The 24,794-nt window shown below is 65.7% G+C and carries 20 protein-coding genes; 12 read left to right on the top strand and 8 right to left on the bottom strand.

What is annotated here, in order from left to right:
* Position 1: 1 nt before the first annotated feature.
* From MJ603_RS07750 to MJ603_RS07735, 4 genes are all read left to right on the top strand, one after another.
* A complete protein-coding gene (locus MJ603_RS07750; protein WP_243063111.1) occupies positions 2 to 646 on the top strand; it encodes an alanine racemase in 645 nt (214 codons plus the stop codon).
* Entirely contained in the window at positions 643 to 1,710 is a 1,068-nt protein-coding gene (locus MJ603_RS07745) for an alanine racemase (protein WP_243063110.1), read from the top strand. The genes MJ603_RS07750 and MJ603_RS07745 overlap by 4 nt, the downstream gene beginning before the upstream one ends.
* A 95-nt stretch (positions 1,711 to 1,805) precedes the next feature.
* Positions 1,806 to 3,074: a diaminobutyrate--2-oxoglutarate transaminase gene (gene ectB / locus MJ603_RS07740; protein ID WP_243063109.1), complete on the top strand. Its 1,269-nt coding sequence runs from the start codon at positions 1,806 to 1,808 to the stop codon at positions 3,072 to 3,074.
* Positions 3,074 to 4,105, top strand: a complete 1,032-nt coding sequence (locus MJ603_RS07735; RefSeq protein ID WP_243063108.1) for a sugar-transfer associated ATP-grasp domain-containing protein — start codon at positions 3,074 to 3,076, stop codon at positions 4,103 to 4,105. The genes ectB and MJ603_RS07735 overlap by 1 nt, the downstream gene beginning before the upstream one ends.
* Before the next feature lie 57 nt (positions 4,106 to 4,162).
* Here the strand turns inward: MJ603_RS07735 and MJ603_RS07730 are convergent, their stop codons facing one another.
* A complete protein-coding gene (locus MJ603_RS07730; protein ID WP_243063107.1) occupies positions 4,163 to 4,405 on the bottom strand; it encodes a hypothetical protein in 243 nt (80 codons plus the stop codon).
* Between the two features lie 268 nt (positions 4,406 to 4,673).
* Here MJ603_RS07730 and MJ603_RS07725 point away from each other — a divergent pair, with 268 nt between their 5' ends.
* Complete coding sequence (locus tag MJ603_RS07725) at positions 4,674 to 6,758, top strand: type IIA DNA topoisomerase subunit B (RefSeq protein WP_243063106.1); 2,085 nt, start codon at positions 4,674 to 4,676, stop codon at positions 6,756 to 6,758.
* A gap of 26 nt (positions 6,759 to 6,784) precedes the next feature.
* Here MJ603_RS07725 and MJ603_RS07720 read toward each other — a convergent pair whose 3' ends face one another.
* The gene (locus MJ603_RS07720; protein ID WP_243063105.1) at positions 6,785 to 9,277 is read right to left on the bottom strand and encodes a DNA topoisomerase (ATP-hydrolyzing) subunit A; all 2,493 of its coding nucleotides are present in this window, start codon (positions 9,275 to 9,277) and stop codon (positions 6,785 to 6,787) included.
* 97 nt (positions 9,278 to 9,374) lie between these two features.
* Between MJ603_RS07720 and MJ603_RS07715 the strand changes: the two genes are divergently transcribed.
* Entirely contained in the window at positions 9,375 to 10,511 is a 1,137-nt protein-coding gene (locus MJ603_RS07715; protein WP_243063307.1) for an alkaline phosphatase family protein, read from the top strand.
* Between the two features lie 27 nt (positions 10,512 to 10,538).
* Here MJ603_RS07715 and sepH read toward each other — a convergent pair whose 3' ends face one another.
* On the bottom strand, positions 10,539 to 11,591 hold the full coding sequence (gene sepH / locus MJ603_RS07710; RefSeq protein ID WP_243063104.1) for a septation protein SepH: 1,053 nt from the start codon (positions 11,589 to 11,591) through the stop codon (positions 10,539 to 10,541).
* A gap of 213 nt (positions 11,592 to 11,804) precedes the next feature.
* Between sepH and MJ603_RS07705 the strand changes: the two genes are divergently transcribed.
* Positions 11,805 to 12,098: a DUF4193 domain-containing protein gene (locus MJ603_RS07705; RefSeq protein ID WP_243063103.1), complete on the top strand. Its 294-nt coding sequence runs from the start codon at positions 11,805 to 11,807 to the stop codon at positions 12,096 to 12,098.
* A 7-nt stretch (positions 12,099 to 12,105) separates the two neighbouring features.
* Here the strand turns inward: MJ603_RS07705 and MJ603_RS07700 are convergent, their stop codons facing one another.
* Positions 12,106 to 12,573, bottom strand: coding sequence for a DUF3093 domain-containing protein (locus tag MJ603_RS07700; RefSeq protein ID WP_243063102.1), 468 nt, complete (start codon positions 12,571 to 12,573; stop codon positions 12,106 to 12,108).
* Positions 12,574 to 12,611: 38 nt separating this feature from the next.
* Between MJ603_RS07700 and dut the strand changes: the two genes are divergently transcribed.
* The 5 genes from dut (at position 12,612) to dxs (ending at position 19,486) form a co-directional block, all read left to right on the top strand.
* Positions 12,612 to 13,070, top strand: coding sequence for a dUTP diphosphatase (dut, locus tag MJ603_RS07695; RefSeq protein ID WP_243063101.1), 459 nt, complete (start codon positions 12,612 to 12,614; stop codon positions 13,068 to 13,070).
* Complete coding sequence (locus MJ603_RS07690; protein ID WP_243063100.1) at positions 13,067 to 13,669, top strand: DUF3710 domain-containing protein; 603 nt, start codon at positions 13,067 to 13,069, stop codon at positions 13,667 to 13,669. Before dut ends, MJ603_RS07690 begins: the two co-directional genes overlap by 4 nt.
* Before the next feature lie 14 nt (positions 13,670 to 13,683).
* The gene (locus MJ603_RS07685; protein ID WP_243063099.1) at positions 13,684 to 14,442 is read left to right on the top strand and encodes a DUF3159 domain-containing protein; all 759 of its coding nucleotides are present in this window, start codon (positions 13,684 to 13,686) and stop codon (positions 14,440 to 14,442) included.
* A gap of 143 nt (positions 14,443 to 14,585) precedes the next feature.
* Complete coding sequence (acnA, locus tag MJ603_RS07680; RefSeq protein ID WP_243063098.1) at positions 14,586 to 17,387, top strand: aconitate hydratase AcnA; 2,802 nt, start codon at positions 14,586 to 14,588, stop codon at positions 17,385 to 17,387.
* 152 nt (positions 17,388 to 17,539) lie between these two features.
* Positions 17,540 to 19,486 carry a 1-deoxy-D-xylulose-5-phosphate synthase gene (dxs, locus tag MJ603_RS07675; protein ID WP_243063097.1) on the top strand — a complete coding sequence of 649 codons (1,947 nt, stop codon included), beginning with the start codon at positions 17,540 to 17,542 and terminating at the stop codon, positions 19,484 to 19,486.
* A 57-nt stretch (positions 19,487 to 19,543) separates the two neighbouring features.
* On the opposite strand, the gene MJ603_RS07670 is transcribed toward dxs, so the two are convergent.
* From MJ603_RS07670 to MJ603_RS07655, 4 genes are all read right to left on the bottom strand, one after another.
* Positions 19,544 to 21,685 (bottom strand): 3-hydroxyacyl-CoA dehydrogenase NAD-binding domain-containing protein, encoded by a 2,142-nt coding sequence (locus MJ603_RS07670; protein ID WP_243063306.1) that lies wholly within the window; start codon positions 21,683 to 21,685, stop codon positions 19,544 to 19,546.
* An 8-nt stretch (positions 21,686 to 21,693) separates the two neighbouring features.
* Positions 21,694 to 22,893 carry a thiolase family protein gene (locus MJ603_RS07665; RefSeq protein WP_243063096.1) on the bottom strand — a complete coding sequence of 400 codons (1,200 nt, stop codon included), beginning with the start codon at positions 22,891 to 22,893 and terminating at the stop codon, positions 21,694 to 21,696.
* Between the two features lie 73 nt (positions 22,894 to 22,966).
* Complete coding sequence (locus MJ603_RS07660) at positions 22,967 to 24,163, bottom strand: HRDC domain-containing protein (RefSeq protein ID WP_243063095.1); 1,197 nt, start codon at positions 24,161 to 24,163, stop codon at positions 22,967 to 22,969.
* Positions 24,156 to 24,755 carry a DUF3000 domain-containing protein gene (locus tag MJ603_RS07655; RefSeq protein ID WP_243063094.1) on the bottom strand — a complete coding sequence of 200 codons (600 nt, stop codon included), beginning with the start codon at positions 24,753 to 24,755 and terminating at the stop codon, positions 24,156 to 24,158. The genes MJ603_RS07660 and MJ603_RS07655 overlap by 8 nt, the downstream gene beginning before the upstream one ends.
* Positions 24,756 to 24,794 lie beyond the last annotated feature (39 nt).

Here is a 24,794-nt window from a genome sequence, read left to right as displayed (position 1 = left end):
GATGCGCAGACGAATCACGCTCTCGCGCGCGACACTGCACGTTGCGCTCGATTCCATCGCGGCGCAGCGCGGGCCTCGTGACGTCGTACTCGATCTGCGCGCCGACGCTTTCGGGCACGGCACCGTCGAGGTCCAGGCAGCGGCACGTTCGCATGGATTCGACCGGTTCGCGCACGACGACGTCAACATGTATCGCGACGCCGTGGATGCGGATGTGACGGCTGCTCTTTACGGCACGGCTCCCGATGCGGCGCCCGTCATGACGGTGACGGGTGAGGTCATCTCCTGCAAGCGCGTCCCTGCCGGTAGCCCGGTCTCCTACGGCTACACGTACCGGGTCGCCTCCGACTCCTATCTAGCGCTCGTCGGTCTCGGGTACGCCGACGGCGTTCCCCGCTCGGCGTCGAACAAGGCTCACGTCCTGCTCGCCGGCGCGCAGCATGTGCTCGCCGGTCGTGTGGCGATGGATCAGTTCATGGTCGACCTCGGCGACGAGCGCGTGGTGTCCGGCGACGATGTGATCCTCTGGGGCGCGCAGCCGGGCGCGCCGTCGCCGGGCGAATGGGCGGCGGCATCCGGCCGCTCTCCTCTCGAACTCTCGGCCGGGCTGGGAGCTCGTTTCCAACGCGTTTGGGTGACGGCGTGAGCGCGGTTGCGACCGTCGATCTCGACGTCTTCCGGTCGAATCTGCAGCTTCTCGGCGATATCGCGGCACCCACTCCCGTCATGGCGATGCTCAAAGCGGATGCCTACGGTCACGGCATGCTCCAGCTCGCCCGTCCCGCCATCGAGGCGGGGGCATCCTGGCTCGGCGTGCTGGAGATCTCCGAGGGTCTGCGCCTCCGCGATACGGGCATCGATGCGCCGCTGTTCGCGTGGCTGCACGGCTCCGGCGCCGACTTCGCGGCAGCGGCCGGCAGGCACATCGACGTCGGCATCTCGACGGAGGACGAGCTCCGCGCTGCGCTGACCGCACAGTCCGCCGTCCCGTTGCAGGTACATCTGAAGATCGATACCGGACTCCACAGGAACGGTGCGACCGAAGACGAATGGCCCGGCCTCCTCGATGCGGCCATCGCGGGGGAGAGGGCGGGCGCGCTGCGCATCCGCGGGATCTGGTCCCATCTCGCCGACGCATCGGTCGGCGACGATGAAGAGGCACTGCGTCGCTTTCGCGAGGCGATCGCTGTGGCTGCGGCCCGCCGAGTGCATCCTGAACTCATTCATCTGGCTGCGAGCTCCGCGGGCATCAGGATGCCGGAGGCCCGCTTCGACATGGTGCGGTTCGGCATCGCCGCATACGGGGTATCGCCGTTCGACGACCGCAGTGCAGCCGACATCGGTGTCGTTCCCACGATGACCCTCGCGACCACGGTCGGCGAGGTTAGCGGGCACACCGCGCGGATCTCCGCAGGGTGGGCCGATGGCCTGCCGGCGCGCGCCGCGCACGCGGCGTCGGTCTGGGTGCGCGGGCACAGGCATCCGCTCGCAGAGATCGGAGTGGACAGCAGTGTGATCGTCGAGGCGGCCGGTCTGCAGACCGGGGACCCGGTCATCGTGTTCGGTTCCGGCCTTCGCGGCGAACCCACCCCGACGGAGTGGGCGGAATGGGCGGACACCATCGGCGACGAGATCCTCACAGGCATCCCCGTGCGGGTGCCGCGCCGCTACGTCGAGGCGGGCGACGGGCGCACCGAACAGCCACGCTGAGCCCCCCGCACAACCTGCGCCGGTAGACTGGCGGGCGGCCAACCGCGATCCGGTCATCGGCCGAAAATCCCCTGCCATGCTAGGAAGGCGCATACGTGGATCTCACTGTTTTCTCCGAACTGGAATCAGAGGTCAGGAGCTACATCCGGTCGTTCCCGGTGATCTTCGACCGGGCGCGCGGCTCGCTGGTCTGGGACGAGGACGGCAATGAGTACATCGACTTCTTCTGCGGTGCCGGGGCGCTGAATTACGGGCACAACGACCCGATCATCAAAGAACAGGTGATCGACTACCTCGCCGGCGATCACATTCAGCACTCGCTCGACATGGCCACGGGAGCGAAGAAGCGCTTCCTCGAGTCGTTCCGCGACATCATCCTGACGCCGAGGAATCTCGCTTACCGACTGCATTTCACCGGTCCGACCGGTGCCAACGCGGTCGAGGCGGCTCTCAAGCTGGCGCGTCAGGTGACGGGACGGCGTTCGGTCATCGCCTTCACCCATGGATTCCATGGCGTTTCGCTCGGAGCACTCGCTGCGACGGCCAACGACAAGTTCCGCGCAGCAGCCGGCGTCTCTCTCGGTGACGTGACCTTCCACCCTTACGACGGATACTTCGACCAGACGACCGACACTGTCGCCCAGTTGCGCACCTTGCTGGATGATCCGGGCAGCGGACTCGACTTCCCGGCAGCGGTCATCGTCGAGACCGTGCAGGGCGAGGGCGGCGTCAACGTCGCCCGGGCCGAGTGGCTCCGGGCGCTAGCGGCACTCTGCGCCGAGAAGGGCATCCTGCTCATCGTCGACGAGATCCAGATCGGCATCGGCCGCAGCGGAGACTTCTTCAGCTTCGAAGAAGCCGGCATCGTTCCCGACATCGTGACGCTGTCGAAGTCCTTGTCCGGCTACGGCTTCCCGATGTCGCTCGTGCTGCTCAAGCCCGAACTGGACATCTGGCAGCCAGGAGTGCACAGCGGAACTTTCAGAGGTAACAACGTCGCCTTCGTCGGTGCCGCCGTCGCCCTCGAGACCTACTGGAGAGATCCGGAATTCTCGCGAGCCGTCCACCGCCGCGCGGGCATCGTCGCCGAACGACTCGACGGCATCGTCGCGAAGCACCCCGAGCACCTCGCACGGAGGGGACGGGGGCTCCTTCAAGGACTCGTGAGCGCACCCGGCTCCGGCATCGCCACGGCGGTCTCGCGCGAGTCGTTCGCCAACGGCCTCATCGTGGAAACCTCGGGACCCTTCAGCGAGGTGCTCAAACTCATGCCTGCGATCGTCGACGACGAGCAGGACACATTGACCAAGGGGCTCGACATCATCGACGCCGCGGTCGACGCGACGATCGCGAATCTCGCCTGATGGCCGAGCGCAAGAGCCTCAGCTTGCGCTCGAGGCTGGCGTACTTCGGTGAACGTTTCCGCGCCCTCGACCTGCCGAGTGTCTGGCGGCGGTCGAGGGAGGTGAGCGTCCAGCACAGCAAATGGGCCCCGGCCGTGTTCACGGACATGCTCTGGTACGCGGGCTTTCGCGACACAGGATTTCAAGACTACGTCGACTGGGACTTCGCGATCCTGACCCGTGCCGAGCGTGCGACCTTCATGACGAACGCGATCTCCAACCACCTGGCGCTGCGCTACGACGACGCAGACTTCCGGGGCCGATTCGAAGACAAGATCGAGTTCAATCGAATCTTCGATCGTTACCTCGGCCGCGAGTGGTTCGAGGTCGAGCCGACGACGACCGACGAACTGCGTGAGTTCGTGACAGGCCACGGTGTGGTGATCGGAAAGGTCCCCGTGAGCAACTCCGGATACGGAGTGTCGCGGTACGAGGCGAGGGAGATCGACGACTGGGCTGCGTTCCGCGTAGAACTCATCGAAAAGGGGCAGACCCTGCTCGAGGAGTACATCGTGCAGCATCCGGCGCTCACGGACGTCAGCCCCGACATCGTCAACACCACGCGCGTCACGACGTTCCTTGACGACGCAGGCGAGGTGCACCTGCTGTCATTCGCGCAGAAGTTCGGTGTGGGCAAGGGCGCAAGCGACCAGCAGGCGTTCGGCGGATTCTTCACGCTTCTCGACGAGCACGGCGCGTCGAAGGGCCCCGGCTACGGCTCCCACCAGCACATCTATGCCAACCACCCGGGGACGGGGAGGTCGATCGTCGACTTCACGCTTCCGATGGCCGACGCCGTGCTCGCTCTCGCCACCGAGGTCAGCGGCGTGGTTCCCGAGATCCGATACATCGGCTGGGACGTCGTCGTCACACCGAGCGGTCCCATCATCGTCGAAGGCAACTGGATGCCCGGCGCCTACGAGAACAAGCCGAGTGCGACAGGCGTGCGCACGGGCTCGTTGCCGCGGTTCCGTGAGCTGATGCACTTCTGAGGCACGAAAGAACGGCCCGTGGAATTCCACGGACCGTTCTTCACATTTCGGCGATTCTCAGGCGCGCTGATCTTCGAACAGCCGCGCGGTCTCGTCGTGCCAGCTCGTAGCGATGCTGGAGAGCTTCTCGTGGTGCTTCTTGGCGTGGTGAGCGCAGAACAGCAACTCGCTGTCGTTCACTGTCACACGCACATAGGCCTGGGCGCCGCACGCGTCACAACGGTCTGCCGCCGTCAACGTGGGGCCGGAGGGGAGCTCGTCGGCACCGGGGGTGGCGACTTGGCCTGCGTAATTCGACATGCTGAGCTCCTTTCTGAAGGCCCGAACCCTTGCGGGTGGTTGCCACCAATACAAGCACGTCGACGCCGGGAGCATGCCCGATTCCACTGCATTTCGCTGTACGCGTAGGGCGATCGGGGCACGCTGTCCACCAACGGGTGTCGGTGCACGAGACCGCGGTGCCCGCCGGATAGTCTGAAAGACGCCCGATTCCTTCTCGGTGCGCACGTCCGGACCAGGTCGCGCCGTTGGGCGAGAGAGACGGGCCGGACGACGACTGGAGACTCGCGTGGCGACGAACGATTACTCCGCCAGACACCTCTCGGTGCTCGAGGGACTGGAGGCGGTGCGAAAGCGCCCCGGCATGTACATCGGGTCGACGGACGCCCGCGGTCTCATGCACTGCCTCTGGGAGATCATCGACAACTCCGTCGACGAGGCCCTCGCCGGATTCGGAACCGGCATCGACGTGGTGCTCCACCCCGACGACAGCGTCGAGGTGCGTGACAGCGCGCGAGGCATCCCCGTCGACATCGAACCCAAGACCGGGCTGACGGGCGTCGAAGTGGTCTTCACGAAGCTGCACGCCGGCGGAAAGTTCGGCTCAGGCTCCTACTCGTCGTCCGGCGGGCTCCACGGCGTCGGCGCATCCGTCGTCAACGCCCTGTCCGAACGCCTCGACGTGGAAGTCGATCGAAACGGCAAGACCTGGGCGATGTCGTTCCATCGCGGCGAGCCGGGGGTGTTCGACGATGCCGGAGATCCGGCTCCCGACTCGCCGTTCCATCCGTTCTCGTCCGGAAGCGAGTTGCGGGTTGTCGGAAAGGTGGCGAAGGGTGTCACGGGCACGCGCATCCGTTACTGGGCCGACCAGCAGATCTTCGGCAAGAACGTCGAGTTCAGTGCCGACGACCTGATCGGGAGGGCCAGGCAGACGGCGTTCCTCGTTCCCGGCCTCACGATCGCGATCACGGACGCGCGTGGGGACGCCGCCGAGCAGACCGACTTCACGTACGAGGGCGGCATCAGCGAGTTCGCCGACTACCTGGCCCCCGACTCGGCGATCACCGAGACCTGGCGACTCACCGGCACCGGGTCGTTCGTCGAGACCGTCCCCGTGCTCAACGGCTCAGGGGCCATGGTCCCCACCGAGGTGAACAGGGAGTGCGAGGTCGATATCGCTCTGCGGTGGGGCACTGGCTACGACACAGTGCTCAGAAGCTTCGTGAACATCATCTCGACGCCGAAAGGCGGCAGCCACCAGGCCGGCTTCGACCAGGGCGTGATGAAGTTCTTCCGTCAGCAGGTGGAGCAGAACGCGCGTCGTCTGAAGGTGACGGCCAATGAGAAGCTCGAGAAGGATGACATCCTCGCCGGGCTGACCGGCGTGCTCACGGTGCGCCTCCCCGAGCCGCAGTTCGAGGGTCAGACCAAGGAGGTGCTCGGCACCCCGGCAGTGCGTGCCATCGTCTCCAAGGTGGTGTCCGACAGTCTCGCCGCTCGCTTCTCCTCGACCAAGCGCGATGACAAGGCGCAGTCGGCTCTGCTTCTGGACAAGGTCGTCTCAGAGATGAAGTCGCGCATCTCGGCGCGCGCCCACAAGGAGACCCAGCGCCGAAAGAACGCGCTCGAGACATCCTCGCTGCCGCCGAAGCTCGTTGACTGCCGTTCGACCGACGTCGCCCACAGCGAGTTGTTCATCGTCGAGGGCGACTCCGCCCTCGGCACTGCGCGTCGCGCCAGGGACAGCGAACACCAGGCGCTCCTGCCGATTCGCGGCAAGATCCTGAACGTGCAGAAGGCATCAGTCTCCGACATGCTCAGCAATGCCGAGTGCGCTTCGATCATCCAGGTGATCGGCGCCGGCTCCGGTCGCACGTTCGACCTCGCTTCGGCCCGCTACGGCAAGGTCATCATCATGAGCGATGCCGATGTCGACGGCGCGCACATCCGCACGCTGCTGCTCACCCTGTTCTTCCGGTACATGCGGCCGATGATCGAGGCTGGACGGGTCTTCGCCGCGGTTCCCCCGCTGCACAGGGTGATCGCGATCAACCCTGGGTCGAAGCCGAACGAGACGATCTACACGTACTCCGACCAGGAGTTGCACGCCGTGCTCGGCAACCTCAAGAAGTCCGGCCGGCGCTGGCAGGAACCGCCGCAGCGCTATAAGGGTCTCGGCGAAATGGATGCCGACCAGCTCGCCACTACGACGATGGACCGAACTCACCGACTGCTGCGCAGGGTCAAGGTCGACGACGCCGAGCGGGCCGCCGAGGTCTTCGAGGTACTGATGGGCAACGACGTCGCGCCGCGCAAGGAGTTCATCATCTCCGGCAGCGACCAGCTCAGTCGCGACCGTATCGACGCCTGACGTCCGTTCCGCAGCGAGCCGACGGCTCAGCCGACCTGCCGACCGACCGCAGCGATGACGCCGTCCAGTGGCTGACCGGAGGCATCGCGCTTCGCGCCGGTCTCCGGAAGCGCTCGCACGGCGCCATCCGAGGCGACGGCCAGCGCAGGGGAGACTCCGACCCACGCAAGCGCCAGCTCGTCTTCGCCCTTCAAGAAGCGCTGGGCGCGGATCCCGCCGGTCGCGCGCCCCTTCGAGGGGAACTCGTCGAACGTCGACACCTTGCCCGACCCCGGATTCGTGCCCGCCAGAGTGTTCTCGCTCGTCGCGATCGTGACCACCACAGCTTCACCCGCGAAGCCGGCGGCCACGACGCCGAAGAACAACGCCGTAGCACCGGTGGCAAGCTTGACGCCCGCCATGCCGCCAGCACCCCTGCCCTGAGGGCGTACCGAAGAGGCGGCGAAGCGCAACAGCTGGGCATCCGTCGTGACGAAGACCACCTCATCGTCGTCGGATGCCTCGCACGCACCGACCACGGAGTCTCCCGGCTTCAGGGCGATCACCTCGAAGTCGGGGCGGTTGGCCCAGTCGCCTGCTGTGAGCCGCTTCACGACCCCCTGCGCTGTGCCGAGCGTCAGCGGGACGGCGGAGTCCGATGTCACGAGCGCGAGCACCCGCTCACTCTTGTCCGTCAGCCCGATGTAGTCCGACGAACGCGCGCCGGCGGCCGGTTGAACGGCGTTGGCGGGCACGGCCGGCAGGTCAACGGGGGTGAACCGCACGATGCGTCCGTGACTCGTCACCGCGCCGATCTCGGTGCGGCTGGTAGTCGCCACCGACGACGCGATCGCGTCGTGCTTGCTGCGGCGCGCCGGGGGAGTGATACGCGGCGTGTTCCCCTCTGCGTCGGGCTCCAGATCCACTCGCACGAGGCGTCCTGTGACGGACAGGTAGACGCGGCACGGAACATCCGCGACCTCGAGTGCCTGTTGGGCCTTACTCCCCGTCGTCGCCCGTGAGGGCTTCGCCGAGGTGAGAAGTGTGCGTCGCGGTGTTCCGAATCTCTCGGCGACGTCGTCGAGCTCCCGTGAGACGACATCCCTGATGCGGTCCTCGCTCGCCAGAATCTGCTCCAGCTCCGCGATCTCTGCCATCAACGTGTCGCGTTCTGCTTCGAGCTCGATGCGTGAGAACTTCGTCAGACGGCGCAGACGCAGTTCGAGGATGTACTCCGACTGCACCTGGCTGAGGTCGAAGACCTGCATGAGGCGAGATCGGGCCTGCTCGCTGTCGTCGCTCGTGCGGATGACCTGGATGACCTCGTCGATGTCCAGGATCGCGACCAGCAAGCCCTCGACGAGGTGCAGCCGTTCGCGCTTGCGGTCCAGGCGGTACCTGGATCGCCGTGTGACGACGTTGACGCGATGATCGAGGTAGACCGAGAGAAGTTCGCGCAGGCCCAGCGTGCGCGGGTTGCCGTCGACGAGGGCGACGTTGTTGATCGAGAAGCCGTCTTCGAGGGGGGTGTACCGATAGAGCTGCTCGAGCACGGCCTGGGGACTGAAACCCGTCTTGATGCCGATGACCAGACGAAGGCCGCGACTGCGGTCGCTCAGATCGGTGACGTCGGAGATTCCGGCGAGCTTCTTGGCGTTGACGCCGTCCTTGATCTTCTCGATCACCTTTTCGGGACCGACCAGGTACGGGAGCTCGCTGACGACGAGCCCCGTCTTGCGCGCAGTGATCGGTTCGACCGTGACCTTGGCGCGGGTGCGGAACGTGCCGCGGCCGGTGGCGTAGGCATCCTTCACGCCGTCGAGGCCGACGATGATGCCGCCGCCCGGCAGGTCGGGGCCGGGCACGAACTCCATCAACTCGTCGAGGGATGCCTCGGGGTTGTCGAGCAAGTGCCGCGCCGCCCCGACCACCTCGACGAGGTTGTGCGGTGCCATGTTCGTCGCCATGCCGACGGCGATACCGCTGGCACCGTTCACCAGGAGGTTCGGAATGGCCGACGGCAGCACATCGGGCTGCATCAGCTGGTTGTCGTAGTTCGGAACGAAGTCGACCTCGTCCTCGTCGATGCCGTTCGTCATCGTGAGGGCGACGGGTGCGAGGCGCACCTCGGTGTATCGTGCAGCGGCCGGACCGTCGTCGAGCGAGCCGAAGTTGCCGTGCCCATCGATCAGCGGAAGACGCAGCGTGAAATCCTGAGCCATGCGCACCAGGGCGTCGTAGATCGCCGAATCGCCATGCGGGTGCAGTTTGCCCATCACCTCACCGGTGACGCGTGCCGACTTGACGTGAGCGCGCTCCGGGCGAAGACCCATCTCGCTCATCTGGTAGAGGATGCGCCGCTGCACCGGCTTGAGCCCATCCCTGGCGTCGGGCAGTGCCCTCGAGTAGATGACCGAGTACGCGTACTCGAGGTACGAACTCTGCATCTCGGCCGAGACGTCGATGTCCTCGATGCGCTCCGGCGTCGCCTGTTCTGGGGCGGGAATGCGGCTTGATCTGCGGTTGTCTGCTGGACTCATTCGTGCAATCTCGTGGGGCGAATCGCGCGGTCTGCCACGCTCCCGGTGGATACGATTCCGGCGTTCTCGGGTATGTCAGACTGGCCGGGTGGGGACAATGCTACCGGCCGGATTCTCGACGTCGGCGAGCCTGGCCGACGTTCTCACCAGTTGCCTCGCGACGGTCACTGGTGCTCGGGGTGCGATCGACCTCCCCGAGGTTTCACGGACCGTTGTGGTGGTAGTGGACGGACTCGGTTCGCACGCGCTTCGGGCACGCTCCGGCCACGCGAGATTCCTCGCTCCACGATTGACCAAGGCGACGACCATCACGAGCGGCTCGCCGACCACGACTGCCGCGGCGATCACCACCCTCTGCACCGGACGCATGCCTGGGGAGCACGGAATCATCGGCTATCGAGCGCGCGACCCGCGCACCGGCCGCGTCTTCAATCACCTCAGCGGTTGGAACGGTGATCCGGACCCTGCGACCTGGCAGCGCTGCGAGACGGTCTTCCAGCGTGCAACGGCGCAGGGTGTCGCCGCCTACGCCATCGGTCCCGAACGGTACAGCTCCTCGTCGTTCACGGCAGCCTCACTGCGCGGTGCCGAGTACGTCGGTGCGAACAGCATGCAGCGTCGCGTTGAACTGGTGCGCGACCTGTTCGACCGTGGCGGACGTCAGGTGGTCTACCTCTACGTTCCCGAGCTCGACGTCGTCGCCCACGCGCAGGGTTCGGAATCGGATGCCTGGCTCGTCGCACTCGAACAGCTGGACTCCGTCATGTCGACGCTCGCCCGCTCACTCAGGGCGGACGAGGGCGCTTTAGTGACGGCTGACCACGGCATCCTCGACGTACCGCAGGCCTCGCATGTGCTTTTCGATACTGCGCCAGAGCTCACGGCAGGTGTCCAACGGGTTGGGGGAGAGCCGCGGATGCTGCAGCTGTACCTCGATCGCGATGCTGACGCGGACGGCCGCGAGATGCTCGCCGCATCATGGCGGGAGGCCGAGGGGCACCGTGCCTGGGTGGCGACTCGATCGGAAGCGATCGAGGCCGGATGGTTCGGGCCGACGGTTGACATTCAGGTTGCACCACGCATCGGTGACGTGCTGGTGGCCGCACGCGCCAGAATCGCCTACTACGACTCGTCACCGGAGGGCATGAGGAGCAGGACGATGGTCGGCCAGCACGGCTCGTTCAGCCCTGAGGAACAGAAGGTTCCTCTGATCAGACTCGGCGCGTTCGAATAGCTGGCGGATGCCTCGTGATCGGTCGGCTCAGGCCAGGTCGTCGTCTGTGCGCGCACCGAACACGATCTCATCCCAGCTCGGCATCGATTTGCGTCCACGCTTCGCGCCGCGAACCGGACCGGTGCTGTTGCCGCGCTCGACGGGCGCTGCCGGCTGAACCGACGGGGGAGTCTCGGCAGACGTCGTGACATCCGTGGTGTCGAAGGTGTCGAGCGGAACGTCGACCGCCTGCGGCTGAGAATCCCGGAGCCCAGCCGCCTCGCGCTCCCCGCGTCGCTTGCGGAGCGCCTCGAGCAGGTCTGCCGTCTGGTGCATATCACGCGGCTCGTCATCGTCGGCTCGCTTGATCGCCTGCACTGCGATCGAATTGTTCGCGGTCTGCGGCGCGCGTCCGACCGACGACTCGGCGCGAGCTGCGGCCGGGGTGTCGTCGAACGTGAATGCTCCGCTGTCGAAGCGCGACTCGTCAGGAACCGGCACGACCGGGGCGACGGCACGCAGGCGTGGAATCAGGCCGGTCTGCAGCTCGCCCTGTTGAGACAGGGTATGGGCATCGGCGTTCGCCGGAGCCAAGGTGAGCTTTCGTGGTTCGAAGGCCCAGCGGGCGTCGTGATCCACGTCGTCGGAAGCGAAGCTGAGCTTGACGACCCAGCCTCCCTCCGATTCCTTCCAGCTGGTCCAACGCTCGCCTGTCGCTCCCAGTGACGCGAGTCGTTCCCTGATCACGGAGCCGAACGTGTCGCCCTCGCTGAGCGGATCGATGTCGGCCCCGGTGCGTACGGGTACCGAGAGCGCCGACGCGACGATGTGCTCGCGCTCGGCGACGATCGGACCCTCGAAGCGCTCGACATAGCCGATTGCCGCTCCTGTGAGCTCTGCCACCTCTTCGGCTGAGAGACCGGACCTGATGTGAGCCTGGATCTCGCGAGGCGAGACCTTCGGTCCCGTCATCGGCTCGGGTCTGATCTGGCGCAGCCTCGACTGCAACATTTCATCGATGGCGATGCGGAACCGCTCACCGCTGTCGTTCGCGGCGAGCAAGGCGCCGTTCTCGACGCCGATGACCTTCAAATCCTGCATGCGAAACGCCTCTTTCGACCTGGTTGCGTTCGACGTCAACCTTGCCACGCGGCAGGTCGATTGCCTGGGAATAAACGGGGCGCGCCGCAAGTTGATCGACAGCGCAACAGCAAAGTCTGAGTGGACGCCGTGGCTTGTTTGCTATTCCAAGGCTCCTGATGCAAACTGTGCCCGCCGATTTCTTCGGCGGCAGCTAATGAGAAGTGGATGGGCATGGCAACCGATTACGACGCTCCGCGCAAGACCGACGACGACTCGGAGTCGATCGAGGCGTTGAAGGAGCGGGTTCCGGACAAGATGTCCGGGGTCGTTGACGTCGACGATGCCGACAACCCCGGTGGATTCGAGCTGCCCGGCGCCGACCTCTCCGACCTCGATCTCGATGTCGTCGTTCTGCCTCCGCAGGCCGACGAGTTCACGTGTGTGAGCTGTTTCCTCGTGAAGCACCGTTCGCAGATCGACCACGAGACGAAGCTCGGGCCGATCTGCATGGAGTGCGCGGCCTGACGAACGATCAGGAAAGTGGAGCCGGCGGCAGGTTGTCGCCGGCTCTGTCGTTAACGGCTCTGGCGAATTCGGTCGGATGTCTCGTCGAAAGCAGCCAGTACGGCGCAGGGTCGTTCTCGTCGAGGATCGAGATGCGCACCACCCCTGTGGTCCATCCCCTGATGAGCAGCCACGCGCGGGCGTCGAGCAGTCGACCGCGCTGAAGGCTCGCCTCGCTGCCGTCGAAGGCTTCAGCCGCGCCGAGGTAGTGCCGCTCGATCTGCGCCTTTCCGGCGTGCAGCTCGTCATCGGTGAGCTCAATCGTGGGTGAGCCGACGACCAGACCGATGACGCACGCCGCATAGAGCACGATGGCGCAGATGATGCCGACCAGCATGTTGATGGGGGCGAAAACGATGATGGAGGCGGGGATCACGAGGGCTGTCGCGACGAAGAGCCAGGGGGCGGCCCACAGCCGCTCTCGGTAGACGATCATGGGTCTATTCGACCAGAGATCTGCACTACCCTCGACACGTGACCGAATCCGTCGACGTGCTGACAACGGCGCTGGAGCCTCCTCGATACGCCCACGACGACGATGCAGGGGCCGATCTGTGCTCGAGCGAGGCAGTCACGCTCGCTCCCGGTGAGCGTGCGACGGTAGGCACGGGCGTCGCCATCGCGCTTCCCAACGGCTATGCAGCCTTCGTCGTTCCGCGAAGCGGACTGGCAGCCCGCCACGGCATCACGGTCGTGAACTCCCCTGGAACGGTGGATGCCGGCTACCGCGGTGAGATCCGTGTGACGCTTCTGAACACGGACAGGACGATGCCGTACGCTGTCGCGGTCGGTGACCGGATCGCGCAGCTGATCGTGATGCCCGTGACGCGAGCCGTCTTTCTTCCCGTCGACGCCCTTCCGACGACCGAGCGCGGTGCGAGCGGATTCGGCTCGACGGGTTACACGGCACTTCAGTCAGGAGAACACGCGTGAGCGACACAGGCGACATCGACCAGGAAGAGTGGGAGAAGTCCGCGCCTGAGAACAGGGAGTCTGACGGCCCGTTCGACGAGGCGGAAGCGAACCCGGTTCGCCCCTACATCGATCTGGGCGGCGTGAAAGTGCTGCCGCGCGACGGCCTCCAACTGCGCCTCGAGGTGGAGGAGGAAACGGGACGGGTCGTCGCCGTCGGCCTCGATTTCGCCGGGTCGACCCTTCAGGTCCAGCCGTTCGCGGCGCCCCGATCGAGCGGGCTCTGGCACGAGATCCGAGCCCAGATCGCCGACCAGATCCAACGGCAGGGCGGACGGACCAGTGAGAGGGACGGCGTCTTCGGGCCGGAGTTGGTCGCAGAGATCCCGATCGCCGAGCCCGGCGTGCCTGGGGAGACGCGCATCGCACGGTTCATCGGTGTCGATGGACCGCGTTGGTTCCTTCGCGGCGTGATCGCCGGCGACGCGGCCATCAATCCGGTCGCAGCCGAGGAGATCGACGATCTGTTCCGCAGTGTCGTCGTGGTGCGTGGCAACCAGCCGATGCCGCCGCGCGATCTCATTCCGTTGCGCATGCCGGCAACTCCGAACGACGCGTGAGACCAGGCAACGACGTGACCGCCGATCGCAAGCCCGAAGAAACGGGTGACACGAACGCTCTCGCGGAGTCGATCGCGCGGGCGGCCGGTCAGTCCGGCCTTGGAGCTCTTGCCGGGTCGGACGCGCCAACGGGGAAGGCGCTCTTCGCGGCGATGGGTGGCATCCGCGGCCTCTGCGAGACGATTCTGCCCGGGCTGCTCTTTCTCATCCCGTACACGGTGTTCACGAGCATCCAGCAGCCATGGGCGCAGCAGGCGGCCATGCCCGTGTCGCTCGGGGCATCCGTGGCTGTCGCGGTGGTCTTCACCCTGGTCCGCGTCATCACCAAGACGCAGACGACCCAGGCCGTCGCTGGTTTGATCGGCGTCGCCGCATCGGCGATCCTGGCGCTGCTCACCGGGAATGCAGCGAACAACTTTCTGCTCGGATTCCTGATCGACGCCGGCTACGGCCTCGCCGTTCTCATCTCGATGCTGGTGGGATGGCCGCTGCTCGGTCTCGTCATCGGCTATCTGATGGGTGACGGCATAGCCTGGCGCGCAAGCAAGAGCAAGCGTCGTGTCATGCAGGTGCTGACGGCGTGCTGGCTGGCCCTGTTCGCCGCGCGGCTCGCGGTTCAGCTCCCGCTGTATTTCGCGGGCCTCACCGTCGCGCTGGGCGTCGTGAAGCTTCTGATGGGGCTGCCGTTGTACGCGACCCTGGTGCTCGTTTCGTGGCTCGTCACCCGAGCCGTGTACCCACCGAAGAAGCCGGACGAGACACCGGAAGGTTGAAGGCCTGTCGTCTCTCAGACCATCGCCGCGGTGCTAAAGTTATCTCGACGTCAAGATAAATTCGCCAGAATGAGTGAGGCGGGAGCCGCGCTCCCGGTGCCGACGAAGGAGAGGGCAGTGTGTCTGCGGACAGGGTTTCACCAGTGAATAGCTTCGGAGCACGAGACACCATCAAGGTGGGCTCGACCGAGTATGAGATCTTCAGGATCGATTCGGTCCCCGGCTACGAAAAGCTTCCGTTCAGCCTCAAGGTGCTGCTCGAGAATCTGCTGCGCACCGAGGACGGGGCGAACGTCACCAAGGATCAGATCACGGCGCTGAGCGACTGGCAGCCGACCGCGGACCCCGCGACCGAGATTCAGTTCTCGCCTGCTCGCGTCGTGATGCAGGACTTCACCGGCGTTCCCTGCATCGTCGACCTCGCCACGATGCGCGAGGCCGTCGCAGCCCTCGGCGGCGATCCCGAGAAGATCAACCCGCTCGCTCCTGCCGAGCTGGTCATCGACCACTCGGTGATCGCCGACGTCTTCGGCACGGTCAACTCCTTCGAGCGCAACGTCGAGCTGGAATACGAGCGCAACGGTGAGCGGTACCAGTTCCTTCGCTGGGGTCAGACGGCATTCGACGACTTCAAGGTCGTGCCGCCGGGGACCGGCATCGTGCACCAGGTGAACATCGAGCACCTGGCACGCGTGACGTTCACGCGCGAGGTGGGCGGCGTGCTCCAGGCCTACCCGGACACGCTGGTCGGCACCGATTCGCACACCACCATGGTCAACGGTCTCGGCGTGCTCGGCTGGGGTGTGGGCGGCATCGAGGCGGAGGCCGCGATGCTGGGACAGCCCGTTTCGATGCTCATTCCGAAGGTCGTCGGCTTCAAGCTGTCCGGGTCCATCCCCGCAGGCGTCACGGCGACCGACGTCGTGCTCACCATCACGCAGATCCTGCGCAAGCAAGGCGTCGTTGGCAAGTTCGTCGAGTTCTACGGCGAGGGCGTCGCCCAGGTGCCGCTCGCGAACCGCGCCACCATCGGCAACATGAGCCCCGAGTTCGGATCGACCGCAGCGATCTTCCCGATCGACGAGGTCACGCTCGAATATTTGCGCCTGACGGGCCGTTCCGACGAGCAGGTCCGGCTCGTCGAGGAGTATTCGAAAGCCCAGCACCTGTGGCACGACCCGTCTCGTGAGCCGATTTTCAGCGAATACCTCGAACTCGACCTCGGTACTGTCGTCCCGTCGATCGCGGGTCCGCGTCGCCCGCAGGACCGCATCGAACTGAGCCACTCCAAGGACCAGTTCAACACCGATCTGCACGACTACACGCAGATCGACCACGACATCGTCGACCTGACCATCTCGGAGTCGTTCCCCGCGTCGGATCCCGGCGAGCTCTCGCCGGCTGACGAGCACAGCGCGCATTCGCACCACCACCAGAGCCACGCGCCGCACACGGCCTCCCGGCCAACCCCTGTGCAGTACAACGGCGACAAGTTCGTGATCGACCACGGGGCCGTCGCGATCGCCGCGATCACGTCGTGCACGAACACTTCGAACCCCGAGGTCATGCTCGCCGCGGGCCTGCTTGCACGCAACGCGTCGCAGAAGGGCCTGAAGGCGAAGCCGTGGGTGAAGACCACCCTGGCGCCGGGGTCGAAGGTCGTCACCGAGTACTACGAGAAGGCCGGACTGACCGGATACCTCGAAGACCTCGGTTTCTACCTCGTCGGTTACGGCTGCACGACCTGCATCGGCAACTCCGGTCCGCTGCCGGACGAGATCTCGACCGCGGTGAACGAGAGCGACCTCGCCGTGACGGCGGTGCTCTCCGGAAACCGCAACTTCGAGGGCCGCATCAACCCAGACGTGAAGATGAACTATCTCGCCAGCCCGCCCCTCGTGATCGCGTACGCGTTGGCCGGTTCGATGAACTTCGACTTCGACACCGACGCGCTCGGCACCGACGAGCACGGCGATGATGTCTTCCTCAAGGACATCTGGCCGGACGCCGCCGAGGTGCAGAGAACCATCGACGACTCGATCAACCAGGAGATGTTCACCAGGGAATACGCGAGCGTGTTCGACGGTGACGAGCGCTGGCGTTCGCTCCCCACGCCGACCGGCTCCACTTTCGAATGGACGGCAGAATCGACCTACGTGCGCAAGCCTCCGTACTTCGACGGGATGACGCTCGAGACCACTCCGGTCGTCGACATCGCCGACGCACGCGTTCTGGCGAAGCTGGGCGACTCGGTGACCACCGATCACATCAGCCCCGCCGGTTCGATCAAGGCGGACAGCCCCGCGGGCCACTACCTCACCGAGCACGGTGTGGAGCGCAAAGACTTCAACTCGTACGGCTCGCGCCGCGGCAACCACGAGGTGATGATCCGCGGGACTTTCGCGAACATCCGTCTCAGGAACCAGCTGCTCGACGGGGTGGAGGGTGGCTACACCCGCGACTTCACCAAGACGGATGCCCCGCAGGCGTTCATCTACGACGCATCGCAGAACTACCAGGAGCAGGGCATTCCGCTGGTGATCTTCGCCGGCAAGGAGTATGGATCCGGCTCCTCGCGCGACTGGGCGGCGAAGGGCACCTCGCTGCTCGGCGTTCGCGCCGTGATCGCGGAGAGCTTCGAGCGCATCCACCGGTCGAACCTGATCGGCATGGGCGTCGTGCCGCTGCAGTTCCCGGCAGGGGAGTCGGCGGCGAGCCTTGGACTCGACGGTACAGAGGTCGTCTCGATCAGCGGTCTGACGACCCTGAACGACGGCAGCACACCGAAAACGGTGCACGTCACCGCCGCGCCGAGCGAGCACTCCGATGGCGGCAAGCAGCCGATCGAGTTCGACGCGGTCGTGCGCATCGACACACCCGGTGAGGCCGACTACTACCGCAACGGTGGCATCCTTCAGTACGTGCTCAGAAGCCTGGTGGAGTAGCACCGGTAGCGCCACCACGAGGGCCGGGAACGCGAGCCGTTTCCGGCCCTCGTCGCACGATCGGTGCGATGTGCCGATGGTGCATCGGCGCGCCAGGCGACGAGCAGGGTCGGATGCGTAGACTCGATGAGCAGAAGTGAAAGGCGGCAGGTATGACCCTTCTCGAGACGATCAGAGGTCCCCGGGACCTCGACTCTCTCTCGAAGGAACAGCTCGTGCAGCTCGCCGAAGAGGTGCGCGCGTACCTCATCGCGAACGTGGCCAAGACAGGCGGACACCTGGGCCCGAACCTCGGCGTCGTCGAGCTGACGATCGCGTTGCACAAGGTCTTCGATTCCCCGCACGATGCCATGGTGTTCGACACCGGCCATCAGTCGTACGTGCACAAGCTGCTCACCGGCAGACAGGACTTCAGCACGCTGCGCAAGACTGACGGGCTCGCGGGATACCCGCAGCGTTCGGAGTCCGTGCACGACATCGTCGAATCGTCGCACGCATCCAGCTCACTGTCGTGGGCGGACGGCATCTCACGCGCCTTCACGATGACCGGCCAGGGCGATCGCTACGTCATCGCGGTCGTCGGCGACGGAGCGCTCACCGGCGGCATGACCTGGGAAGCGCTGAACAACATCAGCGACGACAACGACCGGCGGCTCATCATCGTCGTCAACGACAACGGGCGCTCCTACGCTCCGACGATCGGCGGCATGGCCCGATTCCTCAACGGCGTGCGTACCAGGCGGGGCTACAAGAGCCTCTATCTCACGAGTCAAGCCGCCTTCAACAAGCTCGGTGCGCCTGGGCGTGCCGTTTACCGCGGCGTCCGCGGCGGCGTGCACGGCTTTCTCTCGCGCTTCAGCAACAACGAGGCGCTGTACTCGAACCTCGACATCAAATACATCGGCCCGGTACAGGGGCATGACATCGAGGCTCTCGTCGAGGCCATGGAACAGGCCAAGGAGTACGACGCCCCGGTCATCGTTCACGCGATCACAGAGAAGGGGCGCGGCTACGAGCCGGCTCTGCGCGATGTCGCAGACCAGTTCCACAGCGTCAACCCGATCGATCCGGAGACCGGCGAGCCGATCGAGCAGGTGAGCGGCACCTCATGGCCGTCCGTGTTCGCCGAGGAGATCGTCAAACTCGCAGAGCAGGATGACCGGCTCGTCGGCATCACCGCCGCGATGCTGCGCCCCGTCGGCCTCCACCTCTTCGCCGAACGTTTTCCGGGGCGCGTTCACGACGTCGGCATCGCCGAGCAACACGCAGCGACGAGCGCCGCCGGCATGGCGTTCGGCGGGCTGCATCCGGTCGTCGCCCTCTACGCGACGTTCATGAATCGCGCATTCGACCAGGTTCTGATGGATGTCGGCCTGCACCGCGCGGGCGTCACGTTCGTGCTCAGCAGTGCTGGCGTGACCGGCCCAGACGGCCCGAGCCATCATGGCATCTGGGATCTGGCCACACTGCAGGTCGTGCCCGGCATTCGCATCGCAGCCCCTCGCGACGGGGAGCGGTTGCGGGAGGAGCTCGGCGAGGCGGTTGCTGTGCAGGATGCCCCGACCGTCGTCCGCTACCCCAAAGGGGTCATCCCGTCACCGATCGAGGCACTCAGACGTACCGCCGACGGTGTCGACGTGCTGCGCGAAGATCACGGGCGAGACGTGCTCCTGGTCACCGTCGGCGGCATGGCGACAACGGGCCTCGACGTCGCTGAGCGACTGGCGGCGCAGGGGATCAGCTCGACGGTGATCGACCCGCGCTGGGTGGTGCCCGTTCCGACGAGCGTGGTCGAACTGTCGTCACACCACAGGATCGTCGTCTGCATCGAGGACGGCATCCGGGTCGGCGGAATCGGGACGCGCATCCGCCAGGACCTCCGTGAAGCCGGTGTGGACACCGCGGTCACCGAGGTGGGGCTTCCCGACGAGTTCCTCGCGCACGGTTCGAGAGCAGACATCCTGGAGCGCACCGGCATGACGCCGAAGCAGATCGCGCAGGACGTGATGGGGATGGTTCTGGGCTCGAAGCTTCCGTACGCCAGAGGCGTTTCGGGTGACACCGGCGCGCAGCCGATCATCGCTCACGCCAAGGACTGATCGAAACGGATGAGGGCCCCGAGCAACGCTCGGGGCCCTCATCCGTCGGTGAAGCGTCTACAGGCCGACTCCACGGATCACCGGGTGGTGGAACGTGTCGGCGAACACACGCTCGCTGGCGCCCACGCGATCCAGATACGGCGTGATTCCGCCCATCTGGAAGGGGAAGCCTGCTCCGAGGATCATGCAGAGATCGATGTCCTCTGGGGCTGCGACGACGTGATCGTCGGACAGCATCCGGTGGATTTCGTCGGCGAGGCCGTCCTGCAGGCGCGTCAGGATCTGCTCCTCGGTCAACGGAGCTTTTTCGACGGTGATGATCTTCAGCGCACCCTTGTCGAAGCCCTTCACGTTGCCCTTCGAATCCTTCTCGAGGAGCTTTCCGTAGTCGGCGAGCCTGTGCAGGTTCTCGCTGCGGTAGAACCTGTCGGGGAACGCCTCATGGTGCGTATCGAGCACGTGCGCACCCACCTTGAGCCCAACGAGGTCGAGCAGTACGGAGGGCGCCATCGGAAGCCCGAGCGGCGCGATCGCCTTGTCGACCACGTCGAATGGTGTGCCGTGGTCAACGGCGTACATCGCCTCTCCCAGCAGCTTCGCGAGCACCCGGTTCACCACGAAGCCGGGGGTGTCGGCGGTGATGACCGCGTTCTTGCGCAGCTTGGCTGCTGTCACCATCGCGGTCGACAGGGTCGCGTCATCAGTCTGCGGCGCGTTCACGACCTCGATCAACGGCATCACGGCCACCGGCGTGAAGAAGTGGAAACCGACGAGCCGTTCGGGATGCTCGAGCTTCGCGCCGATCTTCTCGACCGAGAGGCTCGACGTGTTGGTGGCGAGCACCGCCTCCGGGCTCACGATCTTCTCGATCTCGGCGAAGACATCCTGCTTCACGCCGAGCTCTTCGAACACTGCCTCGATCACCCAGTCGCAGTCCGCGAACTCGGTCTTGTCGGTCGTGCCGTGCACGAGCGCCCGCAGCCTGTTTGCCTCGTCGGACGAGATGCGGCCCTTGTCGAACAGCTTGCCGATCTCGTCGATGATGGAGGCGACGCCCTTGTCGACGCGTTGCTGATCGATGTCGGTGATGATCACGGGCACCTGCAACCGACGGAGGAAGAGCAGGGCGAACTGGCTCGCCATGTATCCGGCGCCGAGTACCCCGACCTTGGTGACCTTCTTGGCGAGTTCCTTCGGCGGAGCGCCGGCCGGGCGCTTCGCGCGCTTCTGAACGAGGTTGAAGGCGTAGATGGATGCCTGCAGTTGGTCGCCGGCGATCAGATCGGCGAGTGCGTCGTCCTCGAGAGCGAAGCACGCCTCTTTGTCGTTGCTCTTCGCCGCCTTCAGCAGGTCGAGCGCCTTGAACGGCGACAGCGGAACGGTGCCCAGCCGCGACGAGACGGTGTCGCGGGCGATCTTGATCGCGATGTCCCATTTCGCCATCCGCTCGAGCTTGCCCGGCGTGTTCTTGCGCTCGACCTTCTCCGCGCCGCCGAGCACCCCGTCGACGAACTTGATGGAGTCTTCGAGAAAGTTCACCGGGGCGAAAATGCGGTCGGCGATGCCGAGGGCGAAGGCATCCTGAGCCTTCAGCATGCGGTTCTGCTTGAGCGGATTCTCGATGACGACCTTGAGCGCGTTCTCGATGCCGATCAGGTTCGGCAGCAGGAAGGTGCCACCCCAACCCGGGATCAGTCCGAGGAACACCTCGGGGAGGGCGATCCCGGCCGCCGAGGAGTCGACGGTTCGATAATCAGCGTTCAGCGGAAGCTCGAGCCCGCCGCCGAGAGCGAGACCATTGATGAACACGAAGCTCGGAACACCGAACCTCGCCTGTTTGCTGAGCACGAAGTGCCCCAGTTGGGCCATCTTCTTGGCGATGGCTCGCGTAGGGATCTCTGCGACCTTCGTCAGATCGGCGCCGGCAGCGAGGATGAAGGGCTTTCCGGTCGTCGCGACCGCGTGAATCTCACCGCGCGCCGCTCGCGCGGTGAGATCGTCGTACGTCTTAGCCAGCTCGAGAAGACCGACCGGGCCGAACGTGTTCGGCCTGGTGTGATCGCGCCCGTTGTCGAGAGTGACGAGTGCCAGCGTCTTGCCAGATGCCAGCGGAACGTCCCGCACGAAGCTGTGCGTGACCACCTCGTCATCGGTCAACGCGGCGAGATCGGAGAAATCGATGGTCGAGTAGTCGGTCACTCTGGTGCTCACTTTCCGTACTTCGCGTGGTGCGGGTTCTCCCAGATGACCGAGCCGCCCTGGCCGAGGCCGACGCACATCGCCGTGAGGCCGTACCGCACCTCGGGGTGCTGCTCGAACTGCCTGGCCAGCTGGATCATCAGGCGCACACCTGAGGCTGCCAGCGGATGTCCGATCGCGATCGCGCCGCCCCACTGGTTGACCCGCGGGTCTTCGTCGTCGATGCCGAAGTGGTCGAGCAGGCTGAGCACCTGCACGGCGAACGCTTCGTTCAGTTCGAAGAGTCCGATGTCGTCGATCGATAGTCCGGCGTTCTTGAGGGCGCGCTCCGTCGAGGGGATCGGGCCGATGCCCATGACCTCGGGCTCGACGCCGGCGAACCCGAAACTCACCATGCGCATCTTCGGCGCCAAACCGAACTCCTTCGCCGCACGAGACGAGGTGAGCAGCGAGGCAGTCGCTCCGTCGGTGAGCGGCGACGAATTGCCTGCGCTCACCCTGCCGTGCGGACGGAACGGCGTCTTGAGTCCCGCGAGTCCCTCCATCGTCGTCTCGGGGCGCATGCCCTGGTCCTCGGTCGCGAGTCCCCAGCCCTCTTCCGTGCGGTATGAGACCGGCACCAGGTCGGGCTGAAGGTTGCCCGCCGCGTACGCCGCGGCGACCTTCTGCTGGCTGAGCATGCCGAACCGATCGGCGCGCTCCTTCGTCAGGTTGGGAAAGCGGTCGTGCAGTCGCTCAGCCGTGTTGCCCATGTTGAGTGCTGCGGGATCCACCAGCTTCTCGGACAGGAAGCGCGGGTTCGGATCGACGCCCTGGCCCATCGGGTGATGTCCCATGTGCTCGACACCACCTGCGATCACGACGTCGTACTGGCCGAACGCGATGCCGGATCCGGTCGTCGTGACCGCTGTCATGGCGCCGGCGCACATCCGGTCGATCGCAAAGCCAGGCACCGTGGTCGGAAGCCCGGCGAGGATGGCCGCGCTGCGCCCTAGGGTCAGCCCCTGGTCACCCTGCTGGGTGGTCGCTGCTATCGCGACGTCGTCCACGCGGTCCTTCGGCAGTCCTGCGTTGCGCTCGAGCAGCCCCACGATGGCCTTCACCACCAGGTCGTCCGCTCGAGTGTTCCAGTACATGCCCTTGTCGCCCGCGCGTCCGAAGGGGGTTCTCACCCCGTCGACGAACAGAACATCAGCTCTTTCGGCCACTTCGCCTCCCATGATCAGGTCTGGTGACGATCCTAGAAACCGTGCCTGAGTGCGGAGAATCGATTGGGCGAACCTACGAACCGGATTCCTCGGCCTCGACGGGCGATTGGTCCGCTTCGACAAAGGCCTCAGCGATGGTCGCAGCCGTGGCTTCCACCTGCCATGGTCGCGCCTCGGCCTCGCGCATGGCGTCGGCGATCGAATCGGCGTCGACTGGCTCCGGCGGGGACCAGGCGAGCCGTCGTAGCGTCTCGGGTGACAACAGGTTTTCGACAGGAAGAAGCAATTCGTCTGCGACCTCGACGACCGCTGCACGTGCCCCGCGCAGTCGAAGGTTCGCTTCGGGATTCCGGTCGGCCCACGCCCGCGGCGGAGGGATGCTCTCGCCCGCCGCCCGCAGCACCGGCAGATCCTCCGTGGTCGTGCCGCGCTCGACGGCATCCCACCACCGATCTATCTCGGTGCGACTCGCCCTTCCGGAGAACTCGTGGAACGCCGAGAGGTCGCGCTTCGTCGCGGGCATCGTGCGGGCGACGGCGGTGATGGAGGCATCCGGGAGCAGGCGTCCAGGGGCTATGTCCTTCTCCCTGGCGAACTCGTCTCTGGCCAGCCAGAGCTCTCGTGCGACGGCGAGATTGCGAAGTCCTCTGATCGAGTGCACGCCGGAGAGACGACGCCACGGCTCGGCACGATTCGGCTTGGGTTTGCGTGCGAGCTCGTACGCGAATTCCTGATCGGCGATCTCGACCTTGCTGTTGTCGACGAGCAGCTTCTGCTCGGCCTCCATCAGATCCACCAGCAACTCGACGTCGAGGGCTGCATAGGTGAGCCAGGGCTGGGGGAGTGGGCGCGTCGACCAGTCGGCAGCGGAGTGCTCCTTAGCGAGATGGATGCCCAGCAGTTCTTCCACGATGGTGCCGAGTCCGACCCGGGGAAAGCCGAGCAGACGGGCGCCGAGTTCCGTGTCGAAGATGGTCACAGGATCGAGGCCGACCTCCCGAAGGCAGGCAAGGTCTTGGCTGGCGGCGTGCAGGATCCATGGGACCTGTCCGAGCGAATCCTGCAGCTCGGTGAAGTCGCCCACTGCCGGAGGATCGAACAGAAAGACGCCGGAGTCGCGCCGGAACATCTGGATGAGGTATGCACGCTGCGAGTACCGGAACCCCGAAGCTCGTTCCGCGTCGACGGCCACGGGACCCGTGCCCGAGCGGAGCGCGTCGACGGCGTCGCGGTACTTCGAAGGCGAGTCGACGACGTCGTAGTCAGTCACGCGTTGCTCTCCGATGGGTGAGGAGCCGCACTCCGTCCGGCAGCGGCGGGATGCCGGCGAGCATGCACAGCAGATCACCCCAGGCTTCCACGTGCGCGCCGAGGTCGAGCCCATGCGGAGTCCATGACGCCCGAAGTTCGATCTGGGCGCCGTCGCCTTGTCGTGCCAGTTCCCCGAAGCCGGTCGAGATGATCTTGGTCGCTGTACCCGATGCCGACGTGTAGTCGGCGCCGCGCTCGTCGAGAGCGTCGACGAGCCAGGACCACGTGACGTCGGCGAGGAACGGATCGAGACCGATGTCGGTCTCCAGCGGCGCTTGAGCGAAGCACACGATCCGGAACCGCCCGCCCCACTCCGCCGGCTCCGACGGATCGTAGAGCAGAACCAGGCGGCCGGTGCCGAGTTCGGAATCCCCCCCGTCGTGCCTCGCAGGCGTGATGTCGGCGGAGAGAGCGACCGCATACGGGGCGAGACCGGTGGGCGCTGGGATCTCGTCCAGGGTCAGTTCTGCGCGCGAATCCGCCGAACGCACCGCCGCTGCCGCCACGGCGAACTCCGCGGGAACACCGGGGGTCGCGGGAGAAGGAGACACCCTCGCAGACTAGAGTTTCGGCTCGGGAGTTCACGTCAG

Origin of the sequence: Humibacter sp. RRB41 (genome assembly GCF_022761015.1) — a bacterium.
Lineage (GTDB): Bacteria > Actinomycetota > Actinomycetes > Actinomycetales > Microbacteriaceae > Humibacter.
Note: the sequence above shows the minus strand (reverse complement) of the source record. Positions and strands in the feature narration are given on the sequence as shown.